The 21,528-nt window shown below is 72.7% G+C and carries 18 protein-coding genes; 10 read left to right on the forward strand and 8 right to left on the reverse strand.

Features of this window, described 5'->3' with window-relative positions; translation table 11 throughout:
* Window positions 1-202 precede the first annotated feature (202 nt).
* Window positions 203-793: an FKBP-type peptidyl-prolyl cis-trans isomerase gene (locus tag FHX81_RS33035; RefSeq protein ID WP_141982447.1), complete on the forward strand. Its 591-nt coding sequence runs from the start codon at window positions 203-205 to the stop codon at window positions 791-793.
* 76 nt (window positions 794-869) lie between these two features.
* Here FHX81_RS33035 and FHX81_RS33040 read toward each other — a convergent pair whose 3' ends face one another.
* Both FHX81_RS33040 and FHX81_RS33045 read right to left on the reverse strand, forming a co-directional pair.
* Window positions 870-1,841 carry a quinone oxidoreductase family protein gene (locus tag FHX81_RS33040; protein ID WP_141982448.1) on the reverse strand — a complete coding sequence of 324 codons (972 nt, stop codon included), beginning with the start codon at window positions 1,839-1,841 and terminating at the stop codon, window positions 870-872.
* Window positions 1,842-1,912: 71 nt separating this feature from the next.
* On the reverse strand, window positions 1,913-3,535 hold the full coding sequence (locus FHX81_RS33045) for a DUF885 domain-containing protein (protein WP_246108090.1): 1,623 nt from the start codon (window positions 3,533-3,535) through the stop codon (window positions 1,913-1,915).
* A gap of 103 nt (window positions 3,536-3,638) precedes the next feature.
* Between FHX81_RS33045 and FHX81_RS33050 the strand changes: the two genes are divergently transcribed.
* The 3 genes from FHX81_RS33050 (at window position 3,639) to FHX81_RS33060 (ending at window position 5,642) form a co-directional block, all read left to right on the forward strand.
* The gene (locus tag FHX81_RS33050; RefSeq protein WP_211363624.1) at window positions 3,639-4,445 is read left to right on the forward strand and encodes a nucleotidyltransferase domain-containing protein; all 807 of its coding nucleotides are present in this window, start codon (window positions 3,639-3,641) and stop codon (window positions 4,443-4,445) included.
* A gap of 61 nt (window positions 4,446-4,506) precedes the next feature.
* Window positions 4,507-4,794 (forward strand): hypothetical protein, encoded by a 288-nt coding sequence (locus tag FHX81_RS33055; protein ID WP_141982449.1) that lies wholly within the window; start codon window positions 4,507-4,509, stop codon window positions 4,792-4,794.
* A complete protein-coding gene (locus FHX81_RS33060; RefSeq protein ID WP_141982450.1) occupies window positions 4,791-5,642 on the forward strand; it encodes an ATP-grasp domain-containing protein in 852 nt (283 codons plus the stop codon). The genes FHX81_RS33055 and FHX81_RS33060 overlap by 4 nt, the downstream gene beginning before the upstream one ends.
* A 52-nt stretch (window positions 5,643-5,694) precedes the next feature.
* Here FHX81_RS33060 and FHX81_RS33065 read toward each other — a convergent pair whose 3' ends face one another.
* Both FHX81_RS33065 and FHX81_RS33070 read right to left on the reverse strand, forming a co-directional pair.
* The gene (locus FHX81_RS33065) at window positions 5,695-7,269 is read right to left on the reverse strand and encodes a solute symporter family protein (RefSeq protein ID WP_141982451.1); all 1,575 of its coding nucleotides are present in this window, start codon (window positions 7,267-7,269) and stop codon (window positions 5,695-5,697) included.
* On the reverse strand, window positions 7,269-7,685 hold the full coding sequence (locus tag FHX81_RS33070) for a DUF485 domain-containing protein (protein ID WP_141982452.1): 417 nt from the start codon (window positions 7,683-7,685) through the stop codon (window positions 7,269-7,271). Before FHX81_RS33070 ends, FHX81_RS33065 begins: the two co-directional genes overlap by 1 nt.
* A gap of 331 nt (window positions 7,686-8,016) precedes the next feature.
* On the opposite strand from FHX81_RS33070, the gene FHX81_RS33075 reads away from it, so the two are divergent.
* The 4 genes from FHX81_RS33075 (at window position 8,017) to FHX81_RS33090 (ending at window position 12,281) form a co-directional block, all read left to right on the forward strand.
* Window positions 8,017-10,638: a nitrate- and nitrite sensing domain-containing protein gene (locus FHX81_RS33075; protein ID WP_141982453.1), complete on the forward strand. Its 2,622-nt coding sequence runs from the start codon at window positions 8,017-8,019 to the stop codon at window positions 10,636-10,638.
* Entirely contained in the window at window positions 10,635-11,078 is a 444-nt protein-coding gene (locus FHX81_RS33080; RefSeq protein ID WP_141982454.1) for a roadblock/LC7 domain-containing protein, read from the forward strand. The genes FHX81_RS33075 and FHX81_RS33080 overlap by 4 nt, the downstream gene beginning before the upstream one ends.
* 7 nt (window positions 11,079-11,085) lie before the next feature.
* Window positions 11,086-11,634 (forward strand): DUF742 domain-containing protein, encoded by a 549-nt coding sequence (locus FHX81_RS33085; RefSeq protein ID WP_141982455.1) that lies wholly within the window; start codon window positions 11,086-11,088, stop codon window positions 11,632-11,634.
* 182 nt (window positions 11,635-11,816) lie between these two features.
* Window positions 11,817-12,281, forward strand: a complete 465-nt coding sequence (locus FHX81_RS33090; protein WP_141982456.1) for a GbsR/MarR family transcriptional regulator — start codon at window positions 11,817-11,819, stop codon at window positions 12,279-12,281.
* On the opposite strand, the gene FHX81_RS33095 is transcribed toward FHX81_RS33090, so the two are convergent.
* The 3 genes from FHX81_RS33095 to FHX81_RS33105 form a co-directional block, all read right to left on the reverse strand.
* Complete coding sequence (locus FHX81_RS33095; protein ID WP_141982457.1) at window positions 12,218-13,177, reverse strand: COX15/CtaA family protein; 960 nt, start codon at window positions 13,175-13,177, stop codon at window positions 12,218-12,220. The genes FHX81_RS33090 and FHX81_RS33095 overlap by 64 nt on opposite strands.
* Window positions 13,178-13,221: 44 nt before the next feature.
* On the reverse strand, window positions 13,222-13,941 hold the full coding sequence (locus tag FHX81_RS33100) for an ABC transporter permease (protein WP_141984267.1): 720 nt from the start codon (window positions 13,939-13,941) through the stop codon (window positions 13,222-13,224).
* Between the two features lie 65 nt (window positions 13,942-14,006).
* Window positions 14,007-14,945, reverse strand: coding sequence for an ABC transporter ATP-binding protein (locus FHX81_RS33105; RefSeq protein WP_246108091.1), 939 nt, complete (start codon window positions 14,943-14,945; stop codon window positions 14,007-14,009).
* A 137-nt stretch (window positions 14,946-15,082) separates the two neighbouring features.
* Between FHX81_RS33105 and FHX81_RS33110 the strand changes: the two genes are divergently transcribed.
* Together FHX81_RS33110 and FHX81_RS33115 are read left to right on the forward strand one after the other, a co-directional pair.
* Entirely contained in the window at window positions 15,083-15,709 is a 627-nt protein-coding gene (locus FHX81_RS33110) for a DUF998 domain-containing protein (protein WP_141982458.1), read from the forward strand.
* On the forward strand, window positions 15,706-17,730 hold the full coding sequence (locus FHX81_RS33115; RefSeq protein WP_141982459.1) for a glycosyltransferase: 2,025 nt from the start codon (window positions 15,706-15,708) through the stop codon (window positions 17,728-17,730). The genes FHX81_RS33110 and FHX81_RS33115 overlap by 4 nt, the downstream gene beginning before the upstream one ends.
* Before the next feature lie 138 nt (window positions 17,731-17,868).
* Here FHX81_RS33115 and FHX81_RS33120 read toward each other — a convergent pair whose 3' ends face one another.
* Complete coding sequence (locus FHX81_RS33120; RefSeq protein ID WP_141982460.1) at window positions 17,869-21,516, reverse strand: patatin-like protein; 3,648 nt, start codon at window positions 21,514-21,516, stop codon at window positions 17,869-17,871.
* Window positions 21,517-21,528: the final 12 nt, after the last annotated feature.

Genomic DNA, 21,528 nt, shown 5'->3' on the forward strand with positions numbered 1-21,528 from the left:
GGCACTCGATCGGCCGAATGCTCTGGGTATGCGATCAAGTGCGCGGAGTTACTGTACGCGCGAGTACGCAACTGCGGTAGCGGTAATTAGTGGCACATTTGCGGATTGTTTCGTAGATCGACAGCAGCGGACCGTGACCGGCGTTGGGCTGCTGGTGGGGCCGCGGCGCGGCGCGCGGGCGTGAACCCTAAGCTCGGCAACCATGCGTACTGTCGGCCGTACGGCCCTGGCTCTCGTCTCCCTGTTGTCCGCCGGTCTGGCGCTGACCGCGTGCACCGCTAGCGACCGGCCGTCCACCCTCACCAACACCCCGCCCGCGACCGCCGCGCAGCCCGAGGCGCAGGAGCCCACCGAGGCCGACCTGCCCGAGCCGAGCGGCCCGCCGTGCGAGGTGGCGCAGTACCAGGTGACCGGCGCGGCGGGGGAGAAGCCCACGATCACCGTCCCGACCGGGTGCACGCCGCAGGACGGCCTGCTGGTCGAGGACCTGGCCGAGGGCACCGGCGCGGAGATCAAGCCGGGCTCGACGGCGCAGGTGCACTACGTGCTGGCGACGTTCCGCGACCAGAAGACCCGTGAGGCTTCGTGGGACAGCGGCGAGCCGTTCGAGGTCGAGAACATCGGCCAGGCGCAGGTCATCAAGGGCTGGAACGAAGGCCTGATCGGGCTCAAGGAGGGCGGCCGGCGGCTGCTCGTCGTCCCCTCGGACAAGGGCTACCCGAACGGCTCGGGCGACATCCAGCCCGGCGAGACGCTGATCTTCGTCGTCGACGCGGTCAAGGTCGAGGGCTGAGCTCCACCCGCACCCGGACGTGACGAAGGGCGGTCCCGCAGCGGGACCGCCCTTCCGCGTGCCGGGACCGGGGAGCTCAGGGCACCAGCAGCAGCTTGCCCGTCGTGCGGCGGCCTTCCAGGTCCTCGTGCGCCCGCCTCGCCTCGGCCAGCGGGTAGCGCCCGCCGATCCGCACGGTCAGCGCACCGCCCACCACGGCCTCGAACAGCTCGCCGGTCCGCCACTCCAGCTCCTCGCGGGTGGCCACGTGCGCACCCAGCGACGGCCGGGTCAGGAACACCGAGCCCGCCTGGTTGAGCCGCAGCGGGTCGAACGGCGGCACCGCGCCGCTGGACGCGCCGAACAGCGCCAGCATGCCGCGCGGCTTCAGGCTGGCCAGGCTCCCGTCGAACGTGGTCGCGCCGACGCCGTCGTACACGGCCGCGACGCCCACGCCGTCGGTGAGCTCGCGCACCACGGGCGCGAAGTCCACCCGGTCGTACCGGATCACCTCATCGGCACCGGCCTCGCGCGCCAACGCCTCCTTCGCCTCGGTGGACACCGTGCCGATCACGCGCGCGCCCCGAGCCTTGGCCAACTGCACCAGCAGCAGACCCACGCCACCGGCCGCGGCGTGCACGAGGACCGTGTCGCCCTTCTGGACCGGGTACGTGGACGCGACCAGGTAGTGCGCGGTCAGGCCTTGCAGCAGAAGCGCGCCCGCCGTGTCGTCGTCCACCCCGTCGGGCACCGGCACCGCGTCCCCGACCGGCACCACGGCCTGCTCGGCGTAGCTGCCGAGGGACTGCGCCCAGGCCACCCGGTCGCCCACCGCGAAGCCGGTGACGTCCGGGCCGACCGCGCTGACCCGGCCCGCGCCCTCCAGCCCCGGCCCGAACGGCAGGGCCAGCGGGTAGCGGCCTTCGCGGTGGTAGCAGTCGATGAAGTTGACCCCGGCGGCGGCCACGTCCACCAGCAGCTCACCCGAGCCCGGCGACTTCGCCTCCACGTCGGTGAACTCCAGCGCTCCCGGCCCGCCGGTCGCGCGCACCACCACTGCCTTGGGCATGTGTTCGTCCTCCTGTCGCGATGTCCTACGTCAGCACACCAACCGCCGCGGCGGCCGGTGTGTTCCGCTTCTCACCCACCGAGAGCGACCTTGCGGGCCAGCCCGAGCGGCAACGCGCCCGCGCCCGCGACGGTGTCGTGGAACTCGCGCGGCGACCCGGTGAACTCCGACCGGATGCGCTCGATCTCCAACGCGCCGGTCAGGTACGACGGCGCCTGCGTCGGCCACGCGCAGTACCGGCTGACCTCGCCGACGGCCGTGCCCGGCGTCAGCGACGCCTTCGTGGTCATGAACTCCTCGGCCTCCTCGACACCCATGTCGCCGCAGTGCAGCGCGGTGTCCACGATCATCCGCGCCGCCCGGAACAACCGCGCCTCGACGTGCGCCAGCTCCTGCGCGCGCGCCTTGGCCGCGTCACCGACGACCGCCGCGGTGAAGTAGCCGTGCTCGCGCAGCAGCTTCTCCGCGTACAGCGCCCAGCCCTCGGAGAAGTACGGGGTGCGGAACACCTTGCGCACCGGCCGGTCCTGCGCGGCCAGCCACGACAGGTGCCAGTGGTGACCGGGGTACGCCTCGTGCACGGCGATCGTGGCCAGCTGGGCGCGGGAGTTCGTGCGCAGCCGCTGGGTGGTCTGCTCGGCGGTGAACCCGTCCGGCGGGAACGGCACGAAGAAGTGGCCCGTCCGCTGGTCGGTCAGCGGTGGCGGCGACATGTAGGACGCCACCGCCAGCACCGGGCGCTGGAACGTCGGCGACGGCACCACCCGGCACTCCTCGCCCTCGGCGAAGGTCACCAGGCCGTGCTCGACCAGGAAGTCCCGGGCCCGCCGCGTCTCCGCCTCGTACTCGGCGCGCATCGCCTCCGGCGTCGGCGGGTGGTCGTCCTGGAACGACGCCATCACCGCGTGCCAGTCGTCGGTGCCGGCCAGCTCGCGCATCTCGGCGTCCAGCTCGGCGTAGGCGGCCCGGCCGCGCTCGTGCAGCTCGGCCGCGCCGTAGCCCAGCACCTCCTGCTCGCGCAGCAGCGTCGAGTACAGCGCCTCGCCCATCCGCCAGTCGCCACCGGCGCGCCCGGCGAACCCGTCCAGGAACGCGGCCAGCTCGTCGAACGCCCGCGCCGCCGGCTCCGCGGCCTGGGCCAGCTCCGCGCGCAGCCCTGGGTCCGACACCTCGGCGGGCAGGGTCGCGGTGAGGAACGCCCGGCCGGTGCGCGCCTGGTCGGCGGCCCGCCGCACGATCCTCGGCGCGGCCAGGTCCGGGTCCAGGTTCGCCCGGCACGCGGCCAGCACGGCGGGCACCTCGGCCAGCCGCTGCACCACGCTCGCCACCAGCTCCGGCTCCGGCCGCAGCCGGTTGAGGAACGCGCTGAACAACGGGTACAGCACCGCGGTCGTGTAGGTCGACGGGTCACGACGCCACGCGGGCCACGTCGCCTTCGCCCGCACGCCGCGCAGCACGGACACGACGAGGTCGCGGTCCACCGAGCCCTGGAGGTCGTCCGCGCGGACCGCGGCGAACCGGTCGAGCCACGCGTCCGCGCCGCGTTCGTATTCGGTGAACGCGGCCGCGCTGAAATCGCCGAGGGTGTGGTCATGGGCGAGCGAGCCGAGCATCGCGGCACTGCCCGGGTTGCGGTCGAAGTGCCAGGCGAGGAACTGTTCGACCAGGTGGGTGAGCTGTGGGGTATCCGTCACGACCCGCAAGCTACCTCCCGACCGGTCGGTCCGGGAGGTGGCGCAAATTCCGTTGGGATTTGCCTGTTGACGCTTTAGGTTCACCGCGTCACAGGGGGAGGTAATGACCGTGAAGCACAACAACCCGGAATTCGCCGAGATCGCGCGGCGCGCCACGATCCTGCGCACGCAGGTGGGGTCGGGCGTGCACGGCACCGCCATCGAGGGCACCGACGACCGCGACGAGATGGGTGTGTGCGTCGAGCCGCCGGAGTTCGTCATCGGGCTGCGCCGCTTCGAGCAGTACATCCACCGCAGCGCCGAGGAACGCACCGGTGTGGTCAACACCCCGTCCGGTCCCGGCGACCTCGACCTGGTCACCTACTCGCTCCGCAAGTGGCTGCGGCTGGCGTTGCAGGGCAACCCGACCGTGCTGCTGCCGCTGTTCGCGCCCGAGCACGAGATCGTCGAGATCACCGACCTGGGGCGTGAGCTGCGCGACAACGCGGACATGATCGTGTCGCGGCTGGCCGGGCGGCGGTTCATCGGCTACCTGCACAGCCAGCGCCGGCGCATGGTGGACGGCACGGTGGCCCGGCGCGTCAACCGGCCGGAGCTGGTGGCGCGGCACGGCTACGACACCAAGTACGCCGCGCACATGGTGCGGTTGGGCGTGCAGGGCGTCGAGCTGCTGGAGACCGGCCGGATCACGCTGCCGATGCCCGAGCCGTGGCTGACCTGGATCCGCGACCTGCGGCAGGGGCGGCACGCGCGGGAGGAGGCGATGGACGCGGCCGCGTCGCTGGAGGCCAGGCTGGAGGAGCTGCTCCTGGACTCGTCGCTGCCCGAGCGGCCCGACCACGCCCGCGCCGACAAGTGGCTGGTCGAGGCCTACGAGTCGGTGTGGTCGACGGTGTGGTCTGCGGCCTGACGAGCGGTCGTGAGTGCGGTCACGTGCGCGCAAGTTACCGGCAGGTTCTAGTCTGGCCGACGTGGCAGAGGACAAGAAGATCGGGCGTGCGGTGAAGACGGCGACGGCGTTCGTGGCCGCGCACGGCAAGCCCGCCCGCGCCGTCGTGGAGAACGTCGGGCGGGCGGGCGCGCGCGTCGTGCTGGTCGGCGACGACGGTGCCCTGGGCGACGTGGTGCTGCCGGACGTGGCGTCGGCGGAGGCCGTGGTCGAGGCCGTCGCGGACCTGGAGCGGCACGAGTGGGACCGCGAGACCACGGCCGCGGTGAAGATCGGCCCGGCGCACCGGCGCAAGATGGGCGGCCGATGAAGGTCCTCTTCGCCACCTGCGACTCGCTGCCCGCCGGCGACGGCGACGACGACGCCCTGGTGGACGCGTTGGCCGACGTCGGCGTGCAGGTGTCGTGGACGACGTGGGGCACGCCGGTGCGGGCCGACCTGGTCGTGCTGCGGTCGACCTGGGACTACACCGAGCGGCTGCCGGAGTTCCTGGCGTGGTGCGACGCCGAGCCCGCGCTGGTGAACCCGGCGTCCGTGGTGCGGTGGAACACCGACAAGACCTACCTGGTCGACCTCGCGCGCCACGGCGTGCCGGTCGTGCCGACGGCGGTGGCCGGGCCGGGCTTCACCGACTGGCCGGACGGCGAGTTCGTGGTGAAGCCGACCGTCGGCGCCGGTTCGCGGGGCGCGCTGCGCGTCGCGGCGGGCGATCACGCGTCGGCCGCCGCGCACCTGGCCGGCCTCGGCGTGCCGGCGCTCGTGCAGCCCTACCAGTCGCGGGTGGACTCGGCCGGCGAGACCGCGATGGTGTTCCTCGGCGGCCAGTACTCGCACGCGTTCACCAAGGGCGCCATGCTCGTCCCGGACGCCGAGTACGACGAGTCCGGCCTGTACCTGCTGGAACGCCTGTCCGGTGCGACGCCGTCACCGGCGCAGCGCCGGGTCGCCGAGGACGTCATGGACGCCGCCGCCGAGCTGACCGGCCTGCGCCGCCACGACTTCCTGTACGCGCGGGTCGACCTGATCCCGGGCACCGACGACGCGCCGCTGCTGCTGGAACTGGAACTGGTCGAACCGTCGCTGGGCTTCCGCCAGACCGACTCGACCGCCCCGCTCCGCTTCGCCTCGGCCGTCCGCGCGGCCCTCGCCCGGCGGTAGGACATCCGCAACGCCGAACGCCGGAGCGGAGTGCTCCGGCGTCCGGCGCGTCCTACTTGAGGCCGGAGCCGATGCCGGTCAGGGAGCGGACCTCCATCTCGGCCTGCTTGGCCGGGTCGGACTTCTCCTTGCTCAGGACCGTGCCCAGGTAGCCGCACAGGAACGAGAACGGGATCGACACCAGGCCCGGGTTGCTCAGCGGGAACCAGGCGAAGTCGACGTCCGGGAAGATCGACGACTTCGCGCCGGACACCGCGGGGGAGAAGACGAGCAGGAAGACGCACGACCCGAGCCCGCCGTAGACCGCCCACAGCGTCCCCGGCGTGTTGAACCGCTTCCAGAACATCGAGTAGATGATCGTCGACAGGTTCGCCGACGCGGCCAGCGCGAACGCCAGCGCCACCAGGAACGCCACGTTCTGGCCGTTCGCCGCGATGCCGCCGACGATCGCCAGCAGGCCCACCACGATCGCGGTCAGCCGGGCGACCCGCACCTCCGACCGCGGGTCGGCCTGGCCCCGCTTGATCACGTTCGCGTACACGTCGTGCGCGAACGACGCCGACGCCGTCAACGTCAGACCGGCCACCACCGCGAGGATCGTCGCGAACGCCACCGCGCTCACCACGCCCAGCAGCACCGCGCCGCCGACCTCGTAGGCCAGCAGCGGCGCGGCCGAGTTCTCGCCGCCCGGCGCCGCCGTGATCTCCTTCGACCCGACCAGCGCCAGCGCGCCGAACCCGATCACCAGCGTGCACAGGTAGAACGTGGCCATCATCCACGTCGCCCACACCACCGAGCGGCGCGCTTCGCGGGCGTTCGGCACGGTGTAGAACCGCATCAGCACGTGCGGCAGCGAGGCCGTGCCGAGCACCAGGGCCAGCGCCAGCGAGATGAAGTCGAGCCGGCTGGTCGGCGTGGCGCCGTACCGCACGCCCGGCTCCAGCACCTCCGGCCCGAGCGGCGTGTTCCGCGACGCCGTCTCCAGGATCGCCGACAGGCTGAAGCCGAACTTGCCGAGCAGGAACACCGACATCAGGGTCACGCACATGATCAGGAAAACGGCCTTGATGATCTGCACCCACGTGGTGCCCTTCATGCCGCCCAGCAGCACGTACAGCACCATCACGATGCCGACCACCGCGATGATGACCGACTGGCCGACCTTGCTGTGCACGTCCAGCAGCAGCGCCATCAGCGCGCCCGCGCCCGCCATCTGCGCGATCATGTAGAACAGCGAGATCACCAGGGTCACGTTGGCCGCCGCGGCGCGCACCGGGCGCTGCCGCATCCGGAACGCCAGCACGTCGCCGAGGGTGAACCGGCCGGTGTTGCGCAACCGCTCCGCGATGATCATCAGGCCGAGCAGCCAGGACACGACCCAGCCGATCGAGTACAGGAACCCGTCGTAGCCGTTGACCGCGATGCTGCCGGAGATGCCGAGGAACGACGCGGCGGACAGGAAGTCGCCCGACAGCGCGATGCCGTTCTGCGGCCCGGTGAAGCTGCTGCCCGCGGCGTAGTAGTCCGACGCGGTGGCGTTGCGGCTGCCCGCCCGGTACACGATGTAGAGGGTGATCAACACGAAGACGCTGAAGACGCCCAGGTTGATCGCGGTGTTGCCGCCCATCAGGCCCGGTCCTCCGCGGTGAGCGAGCGGACCGCGTCGACCTGCGGGTCGAGCTTGCGCCGGGCGTAGCGCGCGTACGCCAGCGTCAGCGCGATCGTCGTCACGAACTGGAGCAGGCCGAACAGCAGGCCGAGGTTGATCACGCCCCACACCGGGGTGCCCATCAGGTCCGGCGCGTACGCCGACAGCGCGACGTAACCCAGGTACCACAGCAGGAACCCGCACGTGACCGGCACCACGAAGACCGTGATCCGCCGGCGCAGCTCGCGGAAATCGGCGCTCGCCTGAAGCGCGACGAAGTCCGGGTCGCCCGCTTCGTCGACCAACAGGGGCGTGCCCGGGTCGTCGAAAGTGGCGAAGCCGCGCCCGCCGCGGGCGGGTCTCGAATCCGTCGGAGGCAGGATCGCCTTCGTCATCAATCCTCCACGGGGATTTGCCTCGCCGCGCACGCGGATGCGCGGGCCGGCGGCGAGCGCTCAGCGTAACCGCGTTGCGCCGTCAGTCAACGGCGTACCGCCGACGGTCGGGTCACCGCTGCTCAGTCGATGCCGGACCGTTGCCTCGGGCGGCGTCCGGGGTACCCCCGGTCGTCACGCTGCGCCGATCGGATGAGGACCTACCGCAAGGTCGTTGTCCCACGCCTGTCCACCACCTACTATCCGCCCAGCAACACCCACGCTCGTCGGTCATCAATACGTCGACGTCGTTCAACTTCGAAACAACTACGGACTTTCCGGGGCTTGTCTGGTGACTGGCGACAACAACGCGCGCGGGCAGTGGTGGAGTGCCGTCGCGGACTGGCGGAATTGGCGTCTGCCGGTCAAGCTCGCCGCCGTCCTGGCGGTGCCCGTGCTCGTCGCCGTCGGCGCGGGCCTGGTGCAGATCCGCGGGTACGTCAAGAGCGCCGACGCCTACGCCTCGGTGCAGCGCGTCGTGACGCTGCGCGCCGGCATGGACCCGCTGATCGCGGGCGTGCAGGCCGAGCGCGCGTTCGCCGCGCAGCGGGCCGAGGGCTCCGGGGTGGACGAGAAGAAGTTCCGCGAGCTCACCGGCATCACCGACAACGCCGCCGCCGGTGTGCGCAACCTGATGGAGCGCACCACGACCCTCGGCGAGGTCGCCAACGCCCGGTTCCGCGACGCCGCCGCCCAGCTCGACGGCCTGCCGCAACTGCGCGAACGCGTCGTGTCCGGCAGCGTCGACCTCGAAGGCGCCATCGGCGGCTACACCGTGGTGGCCCGCGCCCTGCTCGACTTCGACCAGGCCATGGTCGGCGACTTCGGCGACCCGGCGCTGTCCGGCACCGCGACCGCCCTGCACAACCTCGCCATGGCGGGCGAGCAGGTGTCCTGGCAGCACGCCACCGTGCTGGCCGGCATCAGCCGCGGCAGGCTGACCGACAACGAGGTCACCGCGCTGGAGCAGTCCTACACCCGCCAGCAGGACAAGCTGGCCGACTTCTCCGCCGTCGCGACGCCCCAGCAGCAGGCCGACTACCGCAGCACCGTCTCCGGCCAGGCCGTCGATCTGCGCAACAGCCTGTTCCAGCAGGTCCGCACCAACTCCGGCGCGGTCGAGCTGCTGGTCAAGGCCGACGCGTGGAACAGCGGCTCGGAGGCGACCCTCAAGCAGCTCGGCGTGGTGCTGCGGTCCCTGGAAGGCCAGCTCACCGCCACGGCCGGCCGGTTGCAGGACTCCACCAGCGACCGCGCGGGCGCGGCGGCCGTGATCCTGCTGGCGTCGATGTTCGCCGCCGCCGCGGTGGGCTTCGTCGTCGGCAACTACCTGCTGCGCTCCCTGCGCGCGTTGCGCACTGCGGCGCTGGACGTCGCCGAGCACCGCCTGCCCACCCTGGTGGCGCAACTGCGGGAGAACGCCGCGCACGACGTCACCGTCCAGCCCGTGCCCGTGCACACGAAGGAGGAGCTGGGCCAGTTGGCGCGCGCGTTCGACGCGGTGCACCGGCAGGCCGTCAGCTCCGCGGCCGAGCAGGCCGACCTGCGCACCGGCATGCGCAACGCGTTCATCAACCTGTCCCGCCGCAGCCAGGGCCTGGTGGAGCGGCAGCTCAAGCTCATGGAGGAGCTGGAGCGGCAGGAGGAGAACCCCGAGCAGCTGGCGAACCTGTTCAAGCTGGACAACCTCGCCACCCGGATGCGCCGCAACAACGAGAACCTGATGGTGCTGTCCGGCAGCGACGTGGCCCGCCGCTTCACCCGCCCCGTGCCGCTGGGCGACGTGCTGCGCGCCGCGGCGTCGGAGATCGAGCAGTACCAGCGCGTCGTCGTGCAGACCACGCCGTCGGTGGAGGTCGTCGGCTACGCGGCGGGCGACCTGGTGCGGCTGGTCGCCGAGCTGCTGGACAACGCGACGACGTTCTCGCCGCCGCGCACCCAGGTGATCGTCGGCGGCCGGCCCCGGACCGGCGGCGGTGTGCTCGTCGATGTGGTCGACCTCGGCGTCGGCATGTCCGAGGAGGACCTGGCGCAGGCCAACCGCCGGATCGCGCTGGCCGCGTCGGAGGACAGCGGCGAACTGCCCGTGTCCCGGCAGCTCGGCCTGTACGTGGTCGGCCGGCTCGCCGGTCGGCACGGCATCGAGGTGGTGCTGCGCGAGCAGGGCGACGGGCTGCGCGCGGTCGTGGCGCTGCCCGCCGAGCTGGTCCGCGCGACCGGACCGCTGACGGGTCGCCCGGTGCCCGCCCAGGCCGCCGCCCCGACCGCCGGGCCCCAGCCCGTGCCGCCGCCCTCGACCGGACCCCAGCCGGTCCTGCCGCGCAACGGCGTGCCGCACCCCGCGTCACCGTCGACCGGCCCGCAGCCCGTCGTGCCGCACCCCTCCACGGGCCCGCGACCGGCCGCCACGCCGCCGAACGGCGTGCCGCACCACTCGACCGGGCCCCAGCCGGTCCTGCCGCGCGCCGGCCTGCCGCCGCAGCCCGTGCTGCCGCCCCCCGTGCCCCTGAAAGAGGACGGGTGGAGCCCGTTTCGCGGGCGCGCGATCGACCCGCCCGACACCGCACCGCCCGCCCCGCCGGCCTCCGCGCCGCGGCGGACGGCCTCGACCTGGTTCGGCGGCGCCCCGGTGCCGCCCGCACCGGCGGAACCGGCGCGGCACCGCGCCGCGGACACCCACGCGCGCGGGGAGGCGCCCGTGAACGACGAGCCCGTGAACGACATTCCGGCGGAACTGCCCAAGAGGCAGCCGCGGACCAATCTGGTGGCCGAACGGCCGAGTGCGCCCGACGCGGTGGCACCCGTACGGAGGGATCCGCAGGCGACACGCGGGTTCCTCGCCAGCTACCAGACCGGTATCCGGCAAGGTGTCCGGGGATCCGGTGAGAATCGAGCTGGGCAGGAGAACGGATGAGCACGCAGAAGTCGCGGCAGGTCGACCAGTTCGGCTGGTTGGTGAGCAACTTCGCCGATCGCGTGCCCGGGGTGGCCCACGCCGTGGTGATCTCGGTGGACGGCCTGCTGCTGACCGCGTCCAACGGCCTGCCCGACGACCGGGCCGACCAGTTGGCCGCGATCGCGGCGGGCGTGGCGAGCCTGACCGAGTCGGCGGCGAGGTGCTTCGACGGCGGCGGCGTGTTGCGCTCGGTGATCGAGATGCAGTACGGGATCATGCTGCTGATGTCCATCCGGGACGGCTCGTGCCTGGCGGTGCTCGCCGCCCCGGACGCCGACGTCGGCCAGGTCGCCTACGAGATGACCGTGGTCGTCGACCAGGTAGGCCAGCTCCTGACCCCGGAGCTGCGCGCCCAGCTCCACGGCGTGAAGCGGATGATGGCCCGCCCGTCTGCGTGAGGTGGTCATGGACCGGAACGAGGAGCCTGGGACGTCGGACGAGACGTTCGCCGCCCTGCTCAACGGGTTCAGCCTCGACTCCTCCCGCCGTCGCAAGCAGGAGAAGCCGAGGGCCGAGCAACCCGCCGCCCCGACCGGCGACAGCCGGGACACGGGGGACACCAGGCCCCACCGCCCCGTCTTCGACGACGACGAGGACGACTTCGAGTACCCGCGCGAGGAGGCGGCGTCGATCGTCCGCGCCTACTCGTGGACCGGCGGCCGCACGACCTCGTCGTTCCAGCTCGAGATCGAGACGCTGGTGTCGGCGGTGGACTGGGACTACCCGGGCGCGATGAAGTCCGAGTACCACGAGGTGATCAACCTCGTGGCCCGGCCGCGGTCGGTGGCGGAGATCGCCGCGCTGCTGCGCCTGCCGCTGGGCGTGGCCAAGGTGCTGCTGGGCGACATGGCCGAACGCGGCCTGATCGACGTCCACGACACCGCGTCCACCGACGGCGCCCAGCCGGACCTGGGCCTGATGGAACGCGTCCTCGCCGGCCTCCGCCGCCTCTGACCCCCGCGCGAGTCGAACCCCCAGGTCCCGAGTGTCGAACACTCAGGTCCCGAGAGTCCTACGTTCGGAACACCCGAATTCAACGCTCAGGACCGGCGCGCCGCCTTTGCGTGATGATCAGCACACGACCTATCGTGGTTTCAGTGCCGACCGAAGTGTCGGCGTGGAGCCGAGGGGGTCTGATGAGCGTCGGACGGGAAACGCGGCTGTCGGCGTGGATCGAGCGGTTCGCCGCGCACTTCGCCGAGGAGGGCATCCCGCTGATCGGCGGCCGCATCCTCGGCTACCTGCTGGTGTGCCAGCCCACGGAACGGACCGCCGCCGAGCTGTCCCAGGAGCTGGAGGCCAGCAGCGGCTCGATCAGCACGAACCTGAAGTTCCTGGTCAACGCCGGTCTGGTGACCAAGCGCACGCGGCGCGGCCGGCAAGCGGCGCAGTACCGGATCAACGAGAAGCGGTGGGTCGACCTGATCCAGCGCAAGCTCGACGCCCTGGTGAGCGTGCGCGAGCTGACCGAGGCCGGGATGCGGCTGATGAGCGGCGACCCCGAACGCGCCATGCGGCTGCGGACCGTGGACGACCTCTACACGTGGCTGGCGACCGAACTGCCCGCGGTCTGGGACCGCAGGCCCTCGTCGTCACGCTGACCCCCGGCGCGTTCACGGGTGGACACCCACAGGGCGGCGGTGGCGACGACCACCGCGCCCGCACCCAGCACGTGCAGCGAGACCAGCACCTCGGGCACGCCGGTCCAGTACTGGACCATGCCCAGTGCGCCCTGCGCCAGCACCACGCCCACCAGCGCGTAGTACGGCCGCCGCGGCACGGGGTGGCCGCGCAACGCGAAGCCGAGCGCGATGAGCATGCCGAGGAACAGGAACAGCAGGTCGGCGTGCAGCTGCGACAACGTGTCCACCGGCAGGTCCAGGCGCGGGGTGGCCGCGTCACCGGCGTGCGGCCCGGCGGCGGTCACGAACGTCCCCGCCAGCAGCAGCAACCCCAGCGTCACGGCCTGCACGACCTGCAGCTTCAGCAATCCCCGCGGCACGAGCGGCCGGGCGGGCCCGTCACCCTCGCCCAGCGCCGCGACCAGCAGCACGGCGAACCAGACCAGCAGCATCGACACCAGGAAGTGCACGCTCACCGTCCACCACAGCAGCCCGGTGAGCACGGTGAACCCGCCGATCACGGCCTGCGCCACGACCCCGCCGAACTGCACCAGCGCCAGCACCACGACCCGCTTGCGCCGCGGCCGGTTGAACCACGCCGCCAGCACGCACAGCGCCGCGATCACGCCGACCACACCGGTCAGCGTGCGGTTGCCGAACTCGACCCACTGGTGCAGCGACGCCACCTCGGGGTGCTCGACCGGCACGAGGCTGCCCTCGAAGCACTGCGGCCAGGTGGGGCAGCCGAGTCCCGACCCGGTCACCCGCACGATCGACCCGGTCACCGCGATGCCGCCCTGGGCGATCACGACGGCGATGGCGAACGCACGCTGGAACGTGCTCAGGAAGGCGGTGAACCAGGATGGAACGGACACGACCCGATGGTAGGTACCACTAGCTGAGAACCGCTGCCCGGGGGTCAGCTGAGCTTGGTGGTCCGCATCGCCGTCACGCCCGCGGCCACGCCCCAGACGACCAGCACGGCGACGTGACCGGGGCTCGGCGCGGCCCCCTCGACCACGGCGTCGTGCAGGGCGAGCGCGAGCGCGGCGGACGGCAGCGCGTCCACGACGGTCGCCAGCCACCCCGGCAGCGCGTCCACGCCGAGCGCGACGCCGCCGACGAGCAGCAGCGCGAACCACACGATGTTGGCCAGTGCGAGCACGATCTCCGCCCGCAGCGCGCCGCCGAGCAGCACGCCGAGCGCGCCGAACGACAACGTGCCGAGCAGGATCAGCAGAGCCGCCCACAGCAGACCGGTAGCGGACGGTAGCCGCCAGCCGAGCAGCAGCGCGACCACGGCGATGATGACGACCTGCACGGCGACCACGGCCAGCGCCGCGACGACCCGTCCGGCGACGAGCAGCCAGCGGGGGAGCGCGGTCGCGGCGAGGCGCTTGAGCACGCCGTAACGCCGGTCGAAGCCGAGCGCAATCGCTTGCCCGGTGAACGCGGACGAGATCACGGCCAGCGCGAGGATGCGGGCGGTGGCCGAGCCGACCCGCGGGTCGGGCACCGGGATGACGTCCATCAGGCTCATCGCGACCAGCAGCGCCACCGGGATGAGCACGGTCAGCAGGATCTGCTCGCCGTTGCGCAGCGTGAGCACGGTCTCGGTGCGGGCCTGGGCGAGCAGCATCCGGCCGAGCTTGCCGCGGCCGGGCGCTGGCGTGAACGTGCCGGGCGCGAACGAGGGTGAGTCGGTCACGAGCGCAGCTCCCTGCCGGTCAGCTCCAGGAACACGTCCTCCAGGCTGCGCCTGGCCACGGTCAGCTCCTCGGCCAGCACGCCCTGCTGGGCGCACCACGAGGTGACCGTGGAGAGGACCTGCGGGTCGATGTGGCCCTGCACGAGGTAGGTGCCGCGAGTCGCCTCGCGCACCTCCAGACCCTCCGGCAGGGCGTCGCGCAGCAACGTCAGGTCCAGGCCGGGCCGGGCGCGGAAGCGCAGCTGCCGGTCGTCGGCGTGGTGCTCGGTGAGCTCGGCCGGGCTGCCCTGGGCGACGACGCGGCCCGCGTCCACGATGACGACGTGGTCGGCGAGCGCTTCGGCCTCGTCCATGAGGTGGGTGGTGAGCAGCACGCTGACGCCGTCCGCGCGCAGTGCCGACACCAGTTCCCAGACCAGGCGGCGGGCCTGGGGGTCCATGCCGGCGGTCGGCTCGTCCAGGAACACCAGCTCGGGCCGCCCGACGAGGGCGCACGCCAGGGACAGGCGTTGCTGCTGCCCGCCGGACAGCCGCTTGTAGGGGGTGCGCACCGCCGACGAGAGCCCGAGCACGTCCAGCAGCCACCGGGGGTCGAGGGGGTTCGCGGCGCACGCGGCCACCAGGCGCAGCATCTCGTCGGCCCGCACGCCGGGGTAACCGCCGCCGCCCTGCGGCATCACGCCGATGCGGGGGCGCAGCCGGTCGCCGTCGCGCCGGGGGTCGAGCCCGAGGACGCGGACCTCGCCGCCGTCGGCCGCCCGGAACCCCTCGCAGACTTCGACGGTGGTCGTCTTCCCGGCGCCGTTGGGGCCGAGGAGCGCGAGGACCGTGCCGGTGTCCAGGGTGAGGTCGAGTCCGTTCACCGCGACGGTGGAGCCGTAGCGCTTGACCAGCCCCGACACTTCCACGGCAGGGTGCTGGGGGTGCGGGCTCACGACGGGGAAGCCTAGGGCGTGGCCTGCCCCACCCCGGTGGTGGGGTCAGCCCCACCGGGGTTCTCCGGGTGGCTTCAGGGTCGTCTCGGGGGTGTTCCCGATATCTTCGGTCGCCATTCCGGACGAAGATTTTCCTCGTGGTGGAGATCCGGGGGAAAACGCGGACGGCGGTGGTGCCGCTGGCTGTCGTGGGGCTCGTCCTGTCGCTGTTCCCGATTGTTTACCTGCATGTGTCGTCGGTCGGCGAACTGAGCCCGATCGCGCACACGATCAGCGATTACATCTTCGTGGACAACGGCAGCGGCCTGCTCGCCGCGACCGCGCTGACGCTGGCGGCGGCGTCGATCGGCCTGCTCGTCGCCCTGGTCCGGTCGGGTCTGCCCAGACGGGGGCCGGTGGCAGTGCTGCTGGGGCTGTGGGCGGCGGGGTTGGCGGTGGCCGCGGTGTTCCCGACCGACCCGACCGGCACGCCCACGTCGTTCTCCGGCGCGGTGCACCGGTACGCGGGCGCGGTGATGTTCGCGAGCCTGCCGCTGGCCGGGTGGCTGATTTCCCGGACGTTCATCTCCAGTACCGCCCTGCGTCGTATTTCCGTAGCCGCGGGCATCACCTCGGTGGCATTCATGGTCAGTCACGTCTCGGTGGTGTACCCGGGTAACGGCGCGGTCGTGCTCGGCCTTTTCGAGCGCGTTCTGTTCGCCTTGTTGTACGGGCTGCTGTTCGCCCTGGCCTCCGCCGTCCTGCGCCGCGAGGAGGCGTCATGACGTGGCTCGCCGTCCTGCTCGCGGTGCTCGGCGCCGTGTTCTTCGCCTTCGCCGCACGCCTGCAGCACGACGCCGTGCGGGCGAGCGAGGGCGCGTTGAAGGTCCTGGAGCTGCTGCGCAGGCCGCGGTGGCTGCTGGGCCTGGTGTTGCTCGTCCTCGGCGCCGGTGTGCACGCGGCGGCGTTGGGGATGGCGCCGTTGAGCGTGGTGCAACCGGTCGGCGTGGTGGCCATCGGCATCACCGCGGTCCTCGACGGTCGCCGCCGTGAGCTGCCCGCGGTCGCGTGGACCACGTTCGGCGTGGGCGCGTTCGTGCTCCTGGCCGCGGGCAGCGCCACGTCCACCGCGGTCGTGCCGGAGGCCGAGGTGAAGGCCGCGCTGCTGGCGCTCGGCCTGATCGCGGTCCCGGGCCTGGTCGGCGTGCTGTCGACCCGCCCGGCGGTGCGCGCCCTCGGTTTCGGCGCGGCGGGCGGTGTCGCCTACGGCTTCGTGTCCGTGCTCATGCGGTCGGTGTCGCAGGACGTCCAGCAGGGCGGCCTGGCGTGGTCGACCGCGCTCTCGGCGGCGGGCATCGCCGCCGCCCTCGTCGTCGGCGGCTGGTTCACCCAGCACGCCTACGCCAGCGGACCGCCGCACCTGGCGGTCGCCTGCCTCACCGTGGTGGACCCGCTCGTGGCCGTCGGCATCGGCGCGGGGCTGCTCGGCGAGGCGACCCGGACCAGCCCGCTGGTGGCCGCCGCCCAGGTGGCGTGCGCCGCGATCGCCGTCGGCGGTGTCGTCGCGCTGGCCCGCACCCGAACTCTTCCCGCAGTACCCACCAGATCGGAGACGACAGTGACCAACGGACGCGCCATGCGGATCGTGATCGCCGCGGAGACGTTCCCGCCGGACGTCAACGGCGCGGCCCGGTTCGCCCACCGCCTCGCCACCGGGCTCGCCGGCCGCGGCCACGACGTGCACGTGATCTGCGTGTCGCCGGACGGCGCGGCCCGCACCGAGCGGGCCGATGGGATCACCGTGCACCGGGTGCGGTCGCACCGCACGCCGTTCCACCGCACGTTCCGGGTCGGGCTGCCGTGGCAGGTGCGCAAGGACGTCGCCGTGCTGCTGGAGGAGCTGCGGCCGGACCTGGTGCACGTGCAGGCGCACTTCGTCGTGGGGCGGCACGTGCTGCGGCAGGCGGCGGCGTCGGGCATCCCGACCGTGGCGACGAACCACTTCATGCCGGAGAACCTGTTCGGGCACGCGCACGTGCCGGCGTGGTTGCAGGGCATGGCGTCGCGGTGGGCGTGGCGGGACCTGGGGCGGGTGTTCGGCGTGGCCGACGTGGTGACCGCGCCGACGCCGCGGGCCGTGCGGCTGCTGCACGACAACGGTTTCCCGGAGCGGGCCGTGCCGGTGTCGTGCGGCATCGACATCGACCGGTACCGGTCGCGGCGCCCCGTGCGGCGCACCGACGCGCCGACCGTGCTGTTCGTGGGGCGGTTGGACGAGGAGAAGCGGGTGGACGAGCTGCTGCGCGCCCTCGCGCTCGTGCCGCGGCTGCACGCCGAGATCGTGGGCGACGGCTCGTGCCGGGCGGAGTGGGAGCTGCTGGCGCGTGACCTCGGCATCACCGACCGCGTCCGCTTCCGCGGTTTCGTGAGCGAGTCCGAGCTGCTGGACGCCTACGCGTCGGCGGACGTGTTCTGCATGCCGGGCATCGCCGAGCTGCAGAGCCTGGCCACGATGGAGGCGATGGCCGCGGGCAAGCCGGTGGTGGTGGCGGACGCGATGGCGTTGCCGCACCTGTGCAAGCCGGGACGCAACGGCTGGCTGTTCACGCCGGGCGACGTGCGCGGCCTGGCGGACCGCCTGCACGCCGTGACCGTCGACCCGACCGTCACCGTCCGCATGGGTGCCGCGTCCAGCGACCTGATCGCCGCCCACGCCATCGACACCACCCTGGAGACCTTCGAATCCCTCTACTCCCGCGCCCTGGGCCTGCCCACCCCGACCCTCACCCCCGCCCTGGCCGCGTGAGTCGAACCTCCAGGTCCCGAGTGTCGAACGTTCAGGACCACCGAATTCAACGTTCAGGACACCACCGCCGGGTCCTGAACGTAGAACTCGGGGGTCCCGAGCGTTCGACACTCGGGTCCCGAGCGTTCGACACTCGGGTTAGTCGAGGTCGGAGCCGGTGGTGGAGCGGTGGGCGGCGCGGTGCGCGACGCGGTGGCCGGTGGTGGTCAGGCGGGGGCGGCCGGAGTCGTCCAGGTCGGTGAGGAACTTGAACAGCATCCCGTGGCCCTCCAGCCGCTTCAGCAGCACGGCGGCCACGTCGTCGGGGTCGAAGTCCAGGATGGACAGCTGCTCCACCAACGACGTCGCGATGGTCCGCCGAGCCCGCAACGGCACCCACCACGTCGTCACCAGCAGCAGCACCAGCCCGAACGCCAACGCCGTGCCCAGCACCGCCTCCCACCCGGTGAACCGCAACGAGAACACCTGCACCACCGCGGCGATGACCAACAGCGCGGACCCGTACACCGCGGCCCACCCGGCGGTCGCGGACGCGGGCGGCTCGGCGGCCTCCGTGTCCCACACCCCGTCCACCTGCCGCCACCGCCGCAGCGAGCTGCCCAGGACGTACGACGTCACCCCGCCGAACACGATCGCGACGACCGTCCCGATCACCACCGGCGCCGGGCTCAGGTCGTACAGCCGGTACCGCACCACGGCCCACACACCGGCCACGATCGCCGCCGCCACCAGCACCCGCACCAGCAGCCGCGGCTTCAACCGCACCTTCCCCAGCACGGCCAGCGGCGTGCCCACCGGCGCGGGCAGGCTGCCGATGACCAGCAACCCCACCACGACCAGCAGCACGCCGCCGACCGCCACCATGCCCGTCACGGCCTGGTCGCCGGTCTGCCCGGACGCCAACGCGTCCCGGGTCCGGTCGATCGCCACCGTCACCAGCGGGATCACCGGCGACAGCAGCACCAGCCCGTGCAGCAGCGTGCCCGACCGCAGCGCCGCGTAGCCGAACGCGGCCAGCAGCGTGCCGCCGCCGAACGCCGCCGCCGGACCGACCGCCCACGGCGGCAGCAGGTCGAACAGCGACAGCACCAGCAGCGCCCCGCCCAACGCGAACCCGAGCAACCCCAGGAACTGCGCCAGCCGCCCACCCCTGGTCAGCCCGGTGATCGTCCAGTACGGCAGCAGCGCCGCCCCGCGCAACGTCCTGGTCAGCGGTTTCGCCGTGCCCAGCCCGGAGTTGTCGCTGTCGGCCACGGTGATCGCCACCGCCGCGGCCGTCGCCGCCGTGCGGATCACCTGGTCGCTGCTCGCCTCCTGCACCAGCGGCTCACGCCCGATGCCCGCCCGGTCGAACGCGCTCAGCCCCCGCACGCCCACCTCGACCCGTTCCGCGTCCGTCCGCACGGGCAGCCGGGACAGCAGTGCCGCCTGCTCCTCCAGGAACAGCTCGCCGCGCGAACGCCGGTCCGCGCCCTCGTGCCGGTCGGCCAGGATCGCCGCGCGCAACGCGGGCAGCTCCTCGCAGATGATCCGGGTGTGCAGGCCCCACGCGGCCAGCTCGGCCAGCGCCGCGCACGTCGGCGGGTGGTCGCCGTCGGGGTTCGCGTAGACCGCGCCCAGCTCGTCCTTCGCCCGCCGCACGTACGGCACCAGCTCGTCCGGCACGCCGTCGCCGAACAACGCCAGCACCAGCTCGTCGACCTTCGCCGCGGCCCGGGCGACCGGGTCGCCGCCACCGCCGGTGAGCCGGTCCACCCGCAGCAACCGCTTCGGGTCGAACACCACCTTGCACAGCATGGTCGCGCCGTCGAGCCTGCCCCAGATCCAGTCGTTGACCCGCCAGGACCGCTTGAGGAACCCGGAGAACCGGTTCAGCGACGCCCCACCGGCCTTGTCCTCGGCGGTGACGCTGTACTCGGCGAACGCGTTGCGCGTCTGCAGGCTGATCTGCACCAGCTCCACGGCTTGGTCCAAGCCGCCGCGGGTGTCGTCGGCCAGGCACGTCGTGGCGACCTCCAGGGCCAGCGCCCGGGACAGCAGCAGGTCGCCCGCCACCAGCCCCGCCCCGGCCTCGGCGTCGGTGCGCGGCTCGGTCAGCAGCCGGTGCCACGACCGCAGCTCGCCGACCCGCAACTGCTCGTCGTCCAGCCGGTCGAGGATGTCGTGCGCGTCACCGAGGACGCCCGCGATCCGGTCCACCTGCTCCCGCACCCGCCGGCCGACGCCGTCCGGCTCGTCCAGCATCTTCGCCGCGAACCGGCGGACCCGCCGTTCCCAGTACTCCTGGTCCAGCTCCTCCGCGCGGCCGGTGGTCCAGTGCTCGTCCAGCTCGACCCGGGCGGCGCGCAGCTTCGCCCGCACGTCGAACAGGTTCGTGCGCGCCATCGCGAGCCGCTGGGCGTCCGGCATCACCCACACCAGGCGTTTGAGCACTTCCATCGCGGCGGACGCGAGCCGTTCGGCCATCGTGATGCCCCACGGCCAGCCGTGGTCGGGCAGCGCGGCCGGCTGCGGCACGGTCGGCACGTACGGCAGCTTGCCGTGCTGCGCGCGGTACTCGCGCTGGGCGGCTTCGGCGGCCGCGCGGACCCGTTCGAACGTCCAGCCGGCGGTGTTGGCGCCCGGCACCTCGAACTGGCGGGTCGTGACGTCGCGGGCGGCGTGCCGGATGCGCACGTCCTCGTAGTGGTCGTGCAGGGTCTCCGCCAGCGCGTACAGCTTCTCCGTGACCGAGCCGCCCGACGCCAGCCGGTCCAGCAGGGCGTTGCGCCCGCCGCGGCGTGAGGCGGCGTTGCGGTTGTGCTCCTCGATGCGGTCGACGTAGGTGCGGCCGCTCTGGCTGGTCAACGCGCCGAGCAGCTTGCCGCCGGTGGCCATGGTGCTGGGCAGCGCGCCGTCCACCGGGGCCACCGGCTCCACGACCGCCTCGGGGGCGTGCGGGAACACCAGCAGCATCACCCGCCGCACGGGGCCTTCGGCGGGCATCCGGTCGATGGCCTCCAACGCCTCCTTGGTGGGCGTGTTGACCAGGACGCCGCCGTCGACGGCGTAGCGGGACCGGTTGTCGGTGTCGTTGGCCCAGGAGGCGACGTCGGCCATGTTCGGCTTGTCGCCGTCGGGCGCGCCGGGTGCGACCGGGATGAACGACGGCTCGAACGCGAACGGGAAGGACGCGGACGAGCGGGCGGCCAGCGCCAACCGGCTGACCAGCGTCGGGAGGCGTTCGGCGGCGAAGTCGTCCCGGCCGTCGGGGTCGCGGCGGAACGAGAAGCTGCCCTGGTGGGTGGCCTGCACGAGGGTCTGGCCGAGGTCGTCGTGGTGGACCGTGGGCACGCCCGCGAGCAGCGTCGTGGTGATGCGCAGGTCGACCGGTCGGTCCTCCTGCGGGGTGAAGTCGGTGGTCAGGCGTTCGAGGGCTTCCTGGAGCCGGGGCAGGAAGAACTCGTCACCGCGCAGCAGCGACACGGGTTGGCCGCGGAACGGCGTGCGCAGCAGCTGTTCCATGCGCCCCTGCTCGGCCCACAGGTCGCGCAGCCGTTCCAGCCGGGCGTTCGCGTTGACCTGGGACAACGCCAGCGCGGCCCCGTTGATGCCGCCGGCCGACGTGCCCGTGATGACGTCGGCGCGGGCCGTGCTGCCGACCATGTCCAGCAGGTCCGCGTACGGGCCGTCACCCCTGGTCAGCCGGTCGAGCTCGAGCACCACACCGCCCATCCACACGGCGAGGCTGACCCCGCCGTTGAGCACGACGGCGAACCGGATCTGCTCCCTGGGCACGTCCACCATCACACCCTCCTC

The sequence above is a fragment of the Saccharothrix saharensis genome (assembly GCF_006716745.1).
GTDB lineage: Bacteria > Actinomycetota > Actinomycetes > Mycobacteriales > Pseudonocardiaceae > Actinosynnema > Actinosynnema saharense.

What these genes read in the sequence shown, in the direction of transcription:
- FHX81_RS33070 (WP_141982452.1), bottom strand. Translation starts at nt 7,685, where the DNA reads ATGACGAAGGCGATCCTGCCTCCGACGGATTCGAGACCCGCCCGCGGC.
- FHX81_RS33090 (WP_141982456.1), top strand. Translation starts at nt 11,817, where the DNA reads ATGAGCGTCGGACGGGAAACGCGGCTGTCGGCGTGGATCGAGCGGTTC.
- FHX81_RS33050 (WP_211363624.1), top strand. Translation starts at nt 3,639, where the DNA reads ATGACCGTGAAGCACAACAACCCGGAATTCGCCGAGATCGCGCGGCGC.
- FHX81_RS33040 (WP_141982448.1), bottom strand. Translation starts at nt 1,841, where the DNA reads ATGCCCAAGGCAGTGGTGGTGCGCGCGACCGGCGGGCCGGGAGCGCTG.
- FHX81_RS33035 (WP_141982447.1), top strand. Translation starts at nt 203, where the DNA reads ATGCGTACTGTCGGCCGTACGGCCCTGGCTCTCGTCTCCCTGTTGTCC.
- FHX81_RS33060 (WP_141982450.1), top strand. Translation starts at nt 4,791, where the DNA reads ATGAAGGTCCTCTTCGCCACCTGCGACTCGCTGCCCGCCGGCGACGGC.
- FHX81_RS33065 (WP_141982451.1), bottom strand. Translation starts at nt 7,269, where the DNA reads ATGGGCGGCAACACCGCGATCAACCTGGGCGTCTTCAGCGTCTTCGTG.
- FHX81_RS33085 (WP_141982455.1), top strand. Translation starts at nt 11,086, where the DNA reads ATGGACCGGAACGAGGAGCCTGGGACGTCGGACGAGACGTTCGCCGCC.
- FHX81_RS33115 (WP_141982459.1), top strand. Translation starts at nt 15,706, where the DNA reads ATGACGTGGCTCGCCGTCCTGCTCGCGGTGCTCGGCGCCGTGTTCTTC.
- FHX81_RS33100 (WP_141984267.1), bottom strand. Translation starts at nt 13,941, where the DNA reads ATGCTGCTCGCCCAGGCCCGCACCGAGACCGTGCTCACGCTGCGCAAC.
- FHX81_RS33080 (WP_141982454.1), top strand. Translation starts at nt 10,635, where the DNA reads ATGAGCACGCAGAAGTCGCGGCAGGTCGACCAGTTCGGCTGGTTGGTG.
- FHX81_RS33120 (WP_141982460.1), bottom strand. Translation starts at nt 21,516, where the DNA reads ATGGTGGACGTGCCCAGGGAGCAGATCCGGTTCGCCGTCGTGCTCAAC.